Raw genomic sequence first — 13,102 nt, 5'->3', positions numbered from 1 at the left:
TTCAGAAACACTCCTTTGTCATATTAATGTATAAAAAAAAGCCCCGTCTCTATAAAAATATAGAGACGAGACGTTGCTCGCGGTACCACTCTAATTGATTAATCATTACATAATTAACCCACTCATTTTCGGCAGCTATCACCACCTATCTTCATAACGGTAGAAAACCGACATCCCCTACTTATAATATTCAGAGAGTAGCTCTTGGATGAGTTCAAAGGCAATAACTACCGATTCTCACCAACCATCGGCTCTCTGAAAAGTTTATACATCCTTCTACTATTTCCAATCTTTGCTTATTATTATTTGATTACATGCAATATTATATCTATCTACATAATTTGTCAACGTAATTTTTAGAATGAAAAAATCATTCAGAATATTAATGTATATATATTGGAGGTTATTGCACATAAACATCCACTATTTTCGAGTGATTTTTTAAGATAGTTGCTTAAAAATAATTTTTTATTTACCTATATTTTAGAAAAACTCACAATTTGTCGTCACTTAAAGTAAATAATAAAACTTTAATTCCAATAACAAACTTTATACATTTACTTATTAATCATAATATAATTTAATGGTTAATTAAGTTAGGAATTAATTTTTCTAAATATTATTAAGATTAGTTGTTGTGAATTTTATATTCGATTATTATCTTTTTAATAAGTTGTTTAAATGGAATCATTGATTCATCTTTCATCTGTTTTTTATGACTTATGCCTTATGCATTTATGGTATTATATATTAGCATGGAGGTGAACCAATGGAGTTAGAAATTGAACGCAAGATATCCAAGGTGGGAAACTCTTTAGGAATGACACTGCCTGCAGAGATAGCAAAGATAGCAGAGGTGGAATTAGGAGAAACTGTATATCTTACAGTGAACTCTATTACCAAGGAGATTACAATAAGAAAGAACCCTCAAAAAGAGGAGTCCTTCAAAGAGATGGTAAGAGATATAGTTGAAAGTTATCTAAGGGAGAGAAACCTTTAACTTTTACGCGGGTCAATCAATAACACGTAAGTACACTGCACCTGCATGATGTTAAGAGATAACATAGAAGACGATGAGAAACGAATACTTGAAAATTAAAATATAATTAAATTTACATTTACATACTGTACGCTTATTTTGAGCAAACTACCTACGAAGTCTTATGAGGCTTTACCCACAACTTAATTTATCAGTAGAAAACAACTATCTTCTCCCGAGGATAGTTGTTTTCTTTTTAGATTATGTAAAAGAAACATTCTTAGTTAATATAAAACAGCTTATCGGTAGAAATAAAAAGCAGACCTTTAATTAAAGATCTGCTTCGTTTCTTTAGCAAAAACTAAGTAAGTTCCCACTATAAGCATAATGCCCAAAGCTATGCAAATTAACCAGTACGTTAAAGGGAAACTATATGAAACTGTCATAACTCCAGTATTTCTATCCAATGTTCTAACGATAAAAGGAGTATAAATCATTTTAATAGTTAAGTATGTTAACAAAGCTTGAGCAATAAGAAATATCCCTATTGCACGTTTCATAACCTTGCCTCCAGACTCATACATGTTTCTATGTACACTGTAACATAAATAGGCTTACTTATTAATGCTAGTTACCGTAATATTCCTTATCGGTAGTCTAAAGAGTACAATCGTTAGCGTATTGATAATGTTTTTATTTAAATAAAAGGTCAATTTCTTCTCGGTCATAATCTAAAATCCAATGATTATATTCTTCATAAAGAAACTCTATAGATTCTTTATTAGAGGCTAATACATCACAACCTCGATCATCATACAAATGAAAAATGATTTCTTTAGAAAGGTTGATAAAATAAATATCATAACCACTTTGTGGATTGCTTTTAAGTATGCTAGATGGATGAGCAAAGTCTTCATAACAAATAGCTTTTAAGAGTTGTACATACTTTAGTTCTGACCTCTTACAAGAAAGTACAAATCGATGAGTAACAGATTGATCATCTTCCTCATCAAATACACTGGGTAAAAGATAATGACTTAATTGGTATAGCTTTTCTTTATCTTTTATGTACTTTAAATATACGTTTAAAGGCCTTTTTTGGAGGAAGATATCTTTTTTTATGGCGTGTACATCTGTAACAAGAAGAATCTCATCTTCTTCTCCAAATACTGCTTCAAACAATCTGATTGAACGATAAAATGCTTGCTCTAAATGTTCCTTTTTGTAATAAGGTATTAAAGGATTTGATATTTCAAATCGAATGCTATTTTTCCAAGAATAAAATAGGGAAGGGCTTAATATTAGTCTTTCAAAATGTTTTTCTAAAAATGAATGTAAAATATCATGATTCATATATTTTTCTCCGTGATTTTTAATTTTATTTTAACATTTTTCTAAGTGAATTCTTTGTATAAGATATAAATATCTAGTTACCATAACAGGTATTTTAAGAACCAAAAACAAGGCTACTAAAGTAACCTTGTTCTCTTTAATTAACTATTTACATATTACCTTCAACTAATATCGTGCAAATACTTGGTCAGATCCTCAAATTGCGAAAAAAATGGTGCATGATCTGCATCTATACTAAATACATCATCAAAAGACTTTTGTCTATACATTTCTCTTTGAGCTTCAACAGGTATTGCGTGATCTTTTTTAGTTTCAATATAAACACAAGGGACTCTACCGAAGTTTTTTTCAGTTAAAGCAACTTTTCCATTGAACGGTAAAACTGGTTGAGGCCTCATTTTTCTTCTAGCAGCTGTTATATCTTCTTCGGAACATTCATTGAAAAATTCATTTGCAATATATTCATCAATAAGAGTTAATGTTTTTTCACTCTCATCAAAGATAGCCTTTGGGCCACCATCTCCCATAATATCTTGAAGACTTTGGTCATTTTGAGGCACAATCGCGGAAACATAAACAAGCTTTTTTATTTTTTCAGGTATATATTCTGCCACTTGAGAGATAACTACACCTGCCATACTATGACCTACTAAAATAACAGGGCTATCTACCTTTTCCAAAACAGCTATTACTTTATCTGTGTAGCTTTTAAGTGTTACTTCTTGAGGTGGTGTCATATCTTCACCACTTCCTGGTAAATCAACTGCGATCACAAGATGATTTTTTTGTTCTAAAGAATATTTAACCTTTTCCCAACACCATTTCCCTTGGAATGCTCCATGGATAAGAATATAAGTACTCAATTATAATTCCTCCATTCAAATATTTTAAGATGTAACAATTATAGTTACAACATAAAAATAAATCAAATTAAAACACCAATTTTATGCTTAATATAATTTACCCATATGCACAAATTTATGAGCATTTTTGAATAATTAATTAGGAGGTAAACATTATTTAATCCTAGTTACCATAATCATCGTTATCGGAAATAAAAAAGGTATCCCTATTTGCTAAGAGACACCTTTTTGTATCTTATATAAAGCTAATCATTAACAATCAGATTGTTTAGACTTATGAAGAGGCGGGGGGATTAACCAACCTTTTTCTTTATTAAGTCTTAAAAATTTTCCACCAAGAGCTACTTTTTGCATATGGATTTGTGCAAACATGGCTGCAATATCTTCACGAATAGATTGGCCAATCAATTGGCTACAAGCGACTAAACCAGCTGCAATATCTAGTGAAATAGCCGCAGCGACTTCTGGATCTTGAACACGTGCACCTACTGGAATATCATCTAAGCATGCTTCTGGACGTTCAGGAGGAGTTGGCGGTAGAGCCACACCATTCTCTTTTAATAGAGTCTCTATTCCCTTCATCTCTTGCTGACATTGTTCAATTGTTTCTTGGACTAGTTTATGTAGATCCTTGTCTCCTACATGATTTAGAAATGTTTGATAACCAGCTACTAACCCTTTTGAGGTAGAAAGATATGACCATGTTCCAAATACCTCACCATAATGCATTGGTTCATCTGTAGGATTTCCACTTAGAATACCCATTGTTATCCTCCTTAACATATTCATGATAATGTGCCACCTTTCTTTCTGTGCACAACTTTAACGTCTCCATATCTTGTTTTATTATTCTTCTAGATATGAAAAAAACAATTTTATTAACGAATACTTTTTAATATTTTAAACAAACTAATTAAGATGCATGGGCTGCATCAACCACTATACCCTTGTTTATTAACTCCAAGAAAACTACCCTACAGGTAGTTTTCTTCTTTTTACATAGATTTTTAATTAATTGAGCAAACTACTCAAGATACGTGAGGTATCACTTTTAATCCCTTGATACGTTACTGAAAAAATTACCTTATCTCTCCTAAGTCTAAGGTAGTTTTTTCTGTTTTTAGGCTGTATATCGTATACAACCTTAGTTAACATAATGTTTTTTATCGGAAATAATTAGGGCTAAATAGCTCTACATAAAGCCTATGTAAAGCTATTTAGCCTTTTTCTTACTTATTCTTAAAATTTAATTCCTATCTCTTCAAAAGAAATTCTACTTTCGGATAGGGACTCCTCATCTTCAGCTTCAATCATTAGAACCTCTTCTTGAGTCAGGACAATAACTTCTTCAGGTTTACTAATTTTTCTTTTAAAAAGAGATTTTAATAAGTATACCTGTTTTTCACTCATATCATGGTACTCTTGCAATTCATCTATTGCTGCCTCGATTTCCATCGTTTCCTTATTTAATAAAAAACCACCATGTTCAAACATTACATGGAATGGATCTTGAGAATAAACTTCCTCTTCGATACACCAAAAAGCAGTAGTAATAACAGGAATTATACTTCCGTCTATGTCATCCAATAAATATTGAAGAGCCTCTGATTCTGCTAACTTTTGAACTTCCTCAGGTGCTTCCTTTAAATATTCTAGAGCATTCTTATGCTTACCTATGCGACTGCTATTATCATCACGGAATGCGGCTACACAATAATGTTGATTAAACGTTATAGTACCTCGTCCACCCTGACTATCTTGCATACTATAATTATCTCCATCCCAAGAATGCTCGTTTGCAAATTCAGGATATTGAGCAACCGATATTGCATGAGCAATAGAGGAAAGCATACAACCTTGCCAAATTTGAGTTTTGTTCCAATTTATTTTTTCCATAGACTGTATTTCCCTTCACAATTACAAGACTATAACTAATTTCATACCGTTTAATTATATATTTAAATCTCATTTAGAATATCTATTTTCCAATAAATATTCTGCAATTCAAGTATCTCTTAGTAAGGATCACTCTTTATTCATCTTCCACATCAAGTAAATAGCCAATAAATTCTTCATGTAATGCAATGTCATCTTGTAGTGATTCTTTCGTCTCTTCATCTATCAAATCAAGAGATAGCCTGTCTGCAAGGTCATCTCCACCATCGACCATCACCAGTATAGAATGAATAACTCCCTCGATAATTTCATTTTGTATTTTTTGAAAGGCAAATAATTCTTCAACTGAGGATAGTTTTTCAGATAGAAGCTTATACTCCTCTTCACAATTAGAGGATATTAAATCAGCATTAGGGCTTACATTTTCAACAGCAGTATTTACCCAATAGCTTTTAATATTCTTTAAATTCTCAAAAAGTAATTTTTGTTTATCATTAAGCATTGTTAATTCTCCTTACTCTAATTATTCCTAAAAATAATTATATCTGTTCTTCAATCTAACTTCCTCGTAAACGAATAATAAGTAGTGAATTAAGCAAACTACGCAAGATGGATGAATCATCACTTAGCTAACTCTGAAAAACAGAAAAACTCCCTTAACGCATTGGGGGAGTTTTTCTGTTTTTCGCTGTATACTCTATACAAATTTAGTTAACATAATCAGGAATATGAGAACACGTAAAAAAGAGAGGAGACACAAATATCTCTTCTCTGTCTTCATTTATTATCTATAAAGGTTCTTATTGATTGCCCTTTTAATAGGACCTTTCTTCGCAAAATGCCATTCAATGACATGGTCTGCCAACCGATCATATAAGTCATCTTCTAAATAGGGTTCATACTCAGAAGTAAGTAGGGTATTGACATCAGATTGAATTTCTAATAATGTATCTGGCTCAAACACGTCGTTATCATTTAATATTTCTAAAATATATGAACCCAACGTTTCAAATCCTTCATCCCAATTCCCATTCCCGTTGCTTTGAGCTTCCCATCTTAGTTTTTCAATTGCCCTAATTAGTTCACCCTCTACAATGTCTGATTGCCCATTTTTAGGGACATATTTAGTCCATATTTCTTTCGCTTGTTCAAAGTATTTCATTTGTTCTCCCCCAGTAACTAACTGAATAGAAATATTCTTCATAAGAAATATTTAATCCAAATTTGAAATCAGGATCAACTATATAGAAGTGTGAATACATAAAATCATTTTCCATAAATTCTGTTATGTTGTTATATAGAGTATTGTTTAAACCTTTATCTAACATAATATTGCCTGTGATATTATTCGTCCCATGTCCAATAATAACGTTGTGGTCTTTTGGAAAGAATATAGCATTTCCTAGTTCATTTAAAATCGCTTTTAGATATTGTTTATCTAAATGTACTGTACCTGTTTTTTCAACAAGCTTATGGAAAATTAAAAGATGCTTCTGAGATAACCTAATACTTCTTGATAATTCTCCGGAAAGATGTTTATTGATCTCATTGCTATTAAAAGAATTGTATAGCTGAAATATCTCTTCATAACAGACTTGCTCCTCCAACAATCTGTTATGTTCATTTGTTTCTTTACGACTCTTAAAATCTTCAATTCTTAATTTATAGTTAAAGTATTTACCAACAAGAGCAATAACATTTTCTCTTTCGTTTCGTACATGGTTTTGTTTTAATAATCTTTCCATTTTCTGCTGTCTACTATCCATAAAATTCTCCAAAACTTAAAGATTCTCTTAGTTAAGAGTTCGATTATTTAAAGAATATCAATGTATTTCAATGATGTATACCATATAAACTTATTTACCATAACACGGATTCTAGGCACCTACTAAAGGAACCAACTAAGAGATGTTTCTTTATCACATATTAAGGCTTCAAGATTAACTGACTTAATCGTGTTCTCAATATTTATTTCTTTGGCTAGAAGCAATGTTATAAACGAATCATAGATGCTCATAAACGCAAAATCCATATTTTCATCTGTAATAATTAAATCATTAGGGGATAAGTTACCTATTTCTAAAGGTGACTTATCCTGGGCTTCAAATGAACCATTTGTGCCATAAATAGGTTCAGAGAAATAGAGAGTATTTGCTCCTTTTGAACAGAGGATCTTTACTAAATCATTTAGTATAAACAACGATGTACGATCTTCTTCGGGGTAATAAAAATCACGATTAGACTTAGAATAGGAAGCTAACTTTTTATATTCATCGCTAGGCGCACCCGTAAGGTATTGCAGCGCTCTGAATAGTTCCTTGTAGGATTTTAAATTACTTTTGGACATTACCTCTTTCCATGATATTGGTTCTCCAAGTTTAAACATTTCCTCATCACCCGGATATAGATGCTGATAAGGATTTTCTCTTTTTGATTTTTCCCAACCATAAGGCATCTGAATAAAAGGATGAAATAGAATAGCAGCAGACTTAAAGCCATTAGGTAATTGAGATAAGATAGGTAAATCCCAGTCTAACCGTATATAATCTAACAATATAGGAACATCTCCTTTTAATGTACTTAGTTACGTATATTTTATATGTATAGAACACTTACTTTTAGTTACCGTAATGTAATTTATTAAGAAGCATTAGCTATTATAAATAATTTATAGGGTTGTTATTTTGAACGTATCCATAAACTTTTATAACATTATCTTTCGTTTCTCCTGGTACGTTAATTGTTCTAAGTTTATTTATCACTTGGCCCTTCTCTTCCAAATTTTCTACTTTTATTTCTAACCATTCAATATTTTTATAATTACCTTTGAAATGATAAAACCAATCTCCATCCCAATCACTTATATACTTAGTTTTGACATCTTGTGTTCTCCAAAATGTATGTATAGAACAATCATTCATTGTATTTTTAATTTCTTCCCATTTGGTATTGTTCATTACTGATTGGTATTCACAAAACCTCATGAAAAAGCCACTTCCTTAGTAGTCATAATCCCAATTATCCTTAGAAAAGTTATTTAGTACATATTAAATTATTAATTATCAATAATTTGCGATTCTTTAATACTTAAAACTTCAATACTGTTGCAATAAAAGTCAATATCTTGATTTTCTACGTCTCGTACTTGAAACTTAATATTCTCCCAACTTCTATCACGAAGATCTGTTATTTGTAATATAGATAGTTGTACAGCTCCACTCGCAGATAGTTTAAAGCTTTCCACTTTATAAAAATTCATCTCCACTTCATATAAATCATAAGAAGCTTTAGGTTTTAAAAGAAAGGTTATATGTAAATTAGTTTTGTTCTCTTCATCAAACAAGAAATTGTTGCTATATTCTATAAAATATTTCACTTCTATGATATATTTCATATCTAAAAACGAAAATTCTGGTGAAAGATTATTCAATAAATGAAAGTTCTTGATATTTAACACTTTAAGGATCTCCTCTTTAATAAAAATTTCTATATATCATGTATAATAAGCTATTTAAGTCACGGTAATGTAGTTTATCGGTAGTAGGCATGCTAAAACTTAATGTCTATCCACTTACCGTTTACGAATTCCTCATAAGTTCCCCATTGAGGAGTACAAGTATTTATAGCCTTAATTCTTACTGGTTTAATAATATCTTCCTGACAATCCTTAGTTGGATTCGGTACGTAAATCCAAGAAGCTTTACTATTTTTCCCCTTTGAAAATTCCGTGTTGAAAAAGTCTTCAGCTTCTTGTAATGTTTCAAAACTATAGTCTCCAATTGAAGGCACATCATCTGACGTATTATAAAGAAACATATTTACTTCACCCTTGATGTCCACTATCATAACTTTCTTAATATCATTTATAGGCATATCTAATATCATGTATTTTCTCATTAAATCTCCTTACTAAAGGTGTATAGTTTATATATTGTAACTTAAAATAATCACTCTTCTAGGTACTTAATACTTCAGGTATACCTCTTTAATCTATATGATATAATTAACAAAAAAAGGAATTTAAAAAGGGGCTGAATCTATTGTCCGAAGGTATTATACTAGGTATCATTATTGCATTAATTATATTTCTAGCTATGGCTAAAACAGTAAAAGACACCCAAAAAGACCATGAGAAAAAGAGACGTTAAATTATGAATACCATATATAAAGTTAGTTTACATATAACTATTTATCGGAAATTATTTAAGAAACCTATTCTCATTTCTCCGTCATGATAAATTTCTATTACGTATTTATTTTCTACATAAAGAAAAGTGTCACTACCTACAGCCACAACATCGTCATATACGCTTAAGATGTTCTCAAAGTTTGTCTTTAGTACAGGAAAATTGTTTGTACTCCAATATATCTCAAGATCATCGTCATTTATTAAGCTTTTTACATCTTCTAAATAAGTGATTACGCAGTATTTATCAAATTTATCCCATTCTATCCTTCCGTAAAATGTGAATGGGACCTCTTTTTGAAACGAGTAATATCTTTCTTCACTTTTTTCAGGAGAATAAATAATAACGCCTTTACCTAAGGCATTTACACATTCTGAAAAAAGAGGCCCTTTATCCTCTTTTTTCTCTAATTCTTTTCTCTTTGCCAATAGAAACTCTAATCTTTTTTGTCGGTCTTGTTTTTTCATCATACAATACCTTTCTTCATATTTTTTGTCTTATTTGGCGGTCAAGAAATAGTTAGTATGAGACTCTAGTTACTATAACAGGTATTTTAGGTAGCAAAAGACGTTAGAACATTAATCTAACGTCTTTTAGTAGTTAATTTATTTTAAAGAAGTCTTCAATCATTTGTTCAGTCTCTTCAGGGCTTCGTAGTTCGACTATATTATCATTTTCATCGTACGTATAATGATGCTTAAATTGGAAGGGCATAGCTTCATATTGTTTTTCTACTTGCTCTAATACTTGATGAAAGCAGTTATAATTATATTCCTTAATTAGATAAGGTAATCCACTTGGTGAATGCAAATATTCATATTCTTTATAATTGTAAGGAGTGTGTTCAGGCCTCTTTATCAAGATTTTTATGAAATGATTCATAATTTTATTTATTTCATGTTCTTCAACGTATTTCAATAGACCACGTACAGCTATTAATTTCATTTCTAAATCTCGCTCTTTCTTATAGGCTTTTTGAAAAAATTCACTAAGCTGAGAGTTATAGATATCTCGTAAAACCAAGAGTAATTTATGACGTAGAGAAATGTCCTTTACGTTGAAATATAAATACTTCAAAGTTTCAAGATCATCGAGTTCTATCAATTTTGGCTCTAAATTAAAAATTGATTCTCTAAAGTCCATATTACCTTCATAAAAAGAACCAGTTTCGTAAGCACTAGATAAAGCTTTATTTATCAATCCCACCAAACTCCAAACACTTTATGATTAGGGGACAACTCTGGAGCAATAGGGGGGTTACCAAACATATAACCTTCCTCGATCTCGTCAGGTTCTAAGGTTTTAACCCATTCCTCTATTTCTTCGGGATTAGCGCTTGATAGGATATATATTCTTTCCGAAAATGGCCAATATTCCCCGTCTTCAACTTCCATAATTTCAACAAGTACGTCTTGTACACTTGGCTTATTTTTAATCTCAAATAAAACAGAATAAAAAGTATCAATTCCTGGATGGTCCATAAGATTACAGCCAATAGAGCCTTCATCTTCATTACCTTCGAAAAACTCTTCTAGAGACACTAAAGGTGCAGTTTGTGCATCAGGATAACCCTGTTCATATATCTTCTTTATCAAATTATCTTTCATACAATATCCCCGCCTTTTGAGCACTTATAACTATGAATATCATATACAACTTAAGTTTACACAACAACTCTTATCGTTACTTAATTATGTGTATTAAACCCACCAATTAGCAGAAGAATTCCACCATTCTTCTCCTTCTTTCAATGATTCACTTACGTTCAATGAAACCACTTCTGTGTTATCTTTATTAAATTCAAACATTTCACCTATTTCTTTTCCTAACCTTTGTCTATGCGCGGTGTCAATATTATAGACCTTTACCTTGTTAGGTGTATAAAACGTTTCAGATACATCTATATGACCTTCTGGAGAACATTTAGAAACCTCTACGTAGAGGACTCTACCCCAAGCACTAAATTGAAACATTAACAAATCAACACGATTCTCCAGTTTCCGATAAAAATGAGGAAAGGAACCTTTAAAACCACGATCTCTCAAAGTAGGAATGACATTTTTTCTTAAGGAATTAATCATATTATCTCTTTCAACAGACACTTTAGCACTCCTTGCTTTTTTCAGGCTTCATTTTATTGAAATCATATAAAAATACAGTGAAATACGTTGCAATATATATGATTAAAATAACCCAAATCTTAAAAGGGTCAATTATAAAGTTAAACAGTTGAGTTTGAGTAATAAGAAAGTGTATCAACAGAGGAATGAACATACACAACCATATGAAATTCCGGTCTTTAACAATATTAAAAATAAAAATTATTGAAACAACAATTGTGCCAACTAAATAAACCAAGCATATCCCTCCTATATCATTAAATTTAGCACATTTATCCAAAAGGTTGCTAATTAACATAATAGATTTTCTAGGTAGCAAGTAAAAAAGAAGCCTCTAGCTGAGACTTCTTTTTTACTTTTTTTGAACTTTCTTATTTTTATACGAGGTTAAATGTTAGCATCCTCTTTAAATTTTAAAATGGCTTCTACTGCTTTTTTGTATCCTCCAGAATCCCTTAAAGATTTTCCAATTTCCAAGCTTCTCTCTTTGAATGAAGAATTTGATAGTACTTGTTCCGTTATATTTCGTAATGTAATAGCATCCAGTTCTTTACGATTAAGTTGTAAACCAGCTCCTAATTCTTCAATTCGATTAGCCACTATTGGTTGATCTCCCATAACAGGGATAACAACGAGAGGAACACCAAAATAAAGCCCTTCACTCGAACTATTCATTCCACCATGCGTAATAAAAACATCTGCCTGTTGTAGTATTTCTAATTGTGGTACATAATTACGCACGATGAAATTAGGTGGAATATCTTTAAACTGGCGAATATCAGTCTGTTTTCCTACTGATAATACAACTGTAGCTTTACTTTCTTGGAATGCTTTAAAACAGGTAGTATATAACTCAGGTTGCTGATTAAATACCGTGCCCATTGAGATAAAAATGAGCCTATTACTAGGGATACTTTTTAAAGGAAGAGTTTCTACATCTTTCCGTGGCGCGATAGAAGGACCAACAAAGATGAAAGACTCATCAAATTTATCAGCATGGGGTTGATATAACTTAGAGGTAAATACAATCGTGATATCCCCAGGACAAGACATCAAGTTTTGACTATCATTAAGAATTACTCCATATTTATGCTTCCATTTTGTCGATATTTCTTCAATTTCTCGATACCTTGGGGAAGTTTTATCTATTTCTCCTCTGCTCTTTATAAGGGCTGAAAAGATATCCTCATTAATGGCAAATGTTGTACAAGAAGATATTTTAGGTATTCCCAGTACATCAGCAATAATCCATCCTGCGGCGAAATTATTATCATAAATAACATAGTCGTATTTCTCTTCGCTTATTTCGTTTAAAACATCCTCTATAATCTTATCCATTGACCGTCCCATAAATAGCAACATTTCGAGAGGATCTATTTTTTCCGTCATCCTTTTCATTGGATCTATATTGCGTACAAAATTTTCATAAGGCCGAAATAAAGCACCTGTTTTTTCAATTTTGTTTTTATATTCTTCCACACAGTAATAGACCACGTCTTCTCCCTTTTTCACTAACTCTTCTACGAGTGCAATGGTGGGATTAACATGGCCTTCTCCAGGAAAATTAAAAAATAATACCTTTCCCATTGAAATTCCTCCTTTTTCCACATTTAAAAATAACAAAATATTAATATATTTCCTTATTGTACCATAAAGTATTTTTTAATATCATATATTTTCTTAGTTCACATAATGGAAGTTCTA

18 protein-coding genes and 1 other annotated feature are annotated in these 13,102 nt (G+C 31.2%); of the genes, 1 reads left to right on the top strand and 17 read right to left on the bottom strand.

Annotated elements, in window-relative coordinates:
- Positions 1 to 58: 58 nt before the first annotated feature.
- Positions 59 to 302: a binding site (T-box leader), on the bottom strand.
- A gap of 467 nt (positions 303 to 769) precedes the next feature.
- The gene (locus JNUCC25_RS28760) at positions 770 to 1,000 is read left to right on the top strand and encodes an AbrB/MazE/SpoVT family DNA-binding domain-containing protein (RefSeq protein WP_454223502.1); all 231 of its coding nucleotides are present in this window, start codon (positions 770 to 772) and stop codon (positions 998 to 1,000) included.
- A 305-nt stretch (positions 1,001 to 1,305) separates the two neighbouring features.
- On the opposite strand, the gene JNUCC25_RS28755 is transcribed toward JNUCC25_RS28760, so the two are convergent.
- From JNUCC25_RS28755 to JNUCC25_RS28675, 17 genes are all read right to left on the bottom strand, one after another.
- Positions 1,306 to 1,539: a hypothetical protein gene (locus JNUCC25_RS28755; RefSeq protein ID WP_454223501.1), complete on the bottom strand. Its 234-nt coding sequence runs from the start codon at positions 1,537 to 1,539 to the stop codon at positions 1,306 to 1,308.
- Between the two features lie 133 nt (positions 1,540 to 1,672).
- Positions 1,673 to 2,332, bottom strand: coding sequence for a DUF3885 domain-containing protein (locus JNUCC25_RS28750; RefSeq protein WP_454223500.1), 660 nt, complete (start codon positions 2,330 to 2,332; stop codon positions 1,673 to 1,675).
- A 161-nt stretch (positions 2,333 to 2,493) separates the two neighbouring features.
- Positions 2,494 to 3,195, bottom strand: a complete 702-nt coding sequence (locus JNUCC25_RS28745) for an alpha/beta fold hydrolase (RefSeq protein ID WP_454223499.1) — start codon at positions 3,193 to 3,195, stop codon at positions 2,494 to 2,496.
- 252 nt (positions 3,196 to 3,447) lie between these two features.
- Positions 3,448 to 3,960, bottom strand: a complete 513-nt coding sequence (locus JNUCC25_RS28740; RefSeq protein WP_289922247.1) for a DUF3231 family protein — start codon at positions 3,958 to 3,960, stop codon at positions 3,448 to 3,450.
- Positions 3,961 to 4,434: 474 nt separating this feature from the next.
- Positions 4,435 to 5,091, bottom strand: a complete 657-nt coding sequence (locus JNUCC25_RS28735; RefSeq protein WP_454223498.1) for a hypothetical protein — start codon at positions 5,089 to 5,091, stop codon at positions 4,435 to 4,437.
- Positions 5,092 to 5,227: 136 nt separating this feature from the next.
- Positions 5,228 to 5,593 (bottom strand): histidine kinase, encoded by a 366-nt coding sequence (locus tag JNUCC25_RS28730; RefSeq protein ID WP_454223497.1) that lies wholly within the window; start codon positions 5,591 to 5,593, stop codon positions 5,228 to 5,230.
- 282 nt (positions 5,594 to 5,875) lie between these two features.
- On the bottom strand, positions 5,876 to 6,253 hold the full coding sequence (locus tag JNUCC25_RS28725) for a hypothetical protein (protein ID WP_454223496.1): 378 nt from the start codon (positions 6,251 to 6,253) through the stop codon (positions 5,876 to 5,878).
- Positions 6,240 to 6,857, bottom strand: coding sequence for a hypothetical protein (locus tag JNUCC25_RS28720; protein WP_454223495.1), 618 nt, complete (start codon positions 6,855 to 6,857; stop codon positions 6,240 to 6,242). Before JNUCC25_RS28720 ends, JNUCC25_RS28725 begins: the two co-directional genes overlap by 14 nt.
- Positions 6,858 to 6,979: 122 nt before the next feature.
- Entirely contained in the window at positions 6,980 to 7,645 is a 666-nt protein-coding gene (locus JNUCC25_RS28715; protein WP_454223494.1) for a DUF2711 family protein, read from the bottom strand.
- 103 nt (positions 7,646 to 7,748) lie between these two features.
- Entirely contained in the window at positions 7,749 to 8,075 is a 327-nt protein-coding gene (locus JNUCC25_RS28710) for a DUF6678 family protein (RefSeq protein WP_454223493.1), read from the bottom strand.
- A 71-nt stretch (positions 8,076 to 8,146) separates the two neighbouring features.
- On the bottom strand, positions 8,147 to 8,548 hold the full coding sequence (locus JNUCC25_RS28705; RefSeq protein ID WP_454223492.1) for a hypothetical protein: 402 nt from the start codon (positions 8,546 to 8,548) through the stop codon (positions 8,147 to 8,149).
- A gap of 92 nt (positions 8,549 to 8,640) precedes the next feature.
- Entirely contained in the window at positions 8,641 to 8,988 is a 348-nt protein-coding gene (locus tag JNUCC25_RS28700; RefSeq protein WP_387540555.1) for a hypothetical protein, read from the bottom strand.
- 292 nt (positions 8,989 to 9,280) lie between these two features.
- Positions 9,281 to 9,748 carry a CDI toxin immunity protein gene (locus tag JNUCC25_RS28695; protein ID WP_310879034.1) on the bottom strand — a complete coding sequence of 156 codons (468 nt, stop codon included), beginning with the start codon at positions 9,746 to 9,748 and terminating at the stop codon, positions 9,281 to 9,283.
- A 130-nt stretch (positions 9,749 to 9,878) separates the two neighbouring features.
- A complete protein-coding gene (locus tag JNUCC25_RS28690) occupies positions 9,879 to 10,478 on the bottom strand; it encodes a hypothetical protein (RefSeq protein WP_454223491.1) in 600 nt (199 codons plus the stop codon).
- A complete protein-coding gene (locus JNUCC25_RS28685) occupies positions 10,475 to 10,885 on the bottom strand; it encodes a hypothetical protein (protein ID WP_454223490.1) in 411 nt (136 codons plus the stop codon). Before JNUCC25_RS28685 ends, JNUCC25_RS28690 begins: the two co-directional genes overlap by 4 nt.
- Before the next feature lie 93 nt (positions 10,886 to 10,978).
- Positions 10,979 to 11,380: a DUF4304 domain-containing protein gene (locus JNUCC25_RS28680; RefSeq protein WP_454223489.1), complete on the bottom strand. Its 402-nt coding sequence runs from the start codon at positions 11,378 to 11,380 to the stop codon at positions 10,979 to 10,981.
- 405 nt (positions 11,381 to 11,785) lie between these two features.
- Positions 11,786 to 12,985, bottom strand: a complete 1,200-nt coding sequence (locus JNUCC25_RS28675) for a macrolide family glycosyltransferase (RefSeq protein WP_387540632.1) — start codon at positions 12,983 to 12,985, stop codon at positions 11,786 to 11,788.
- Between the last annotated feature and the right edge of the window lie 117 nt (positions 12,986 to 13,102).

This window comes from Priestia sp. JNUCC 25, assembly GCF_053667915.1.
This window is presented reverse-complemented; position numbering and strand designations above follow the sequence as displayed.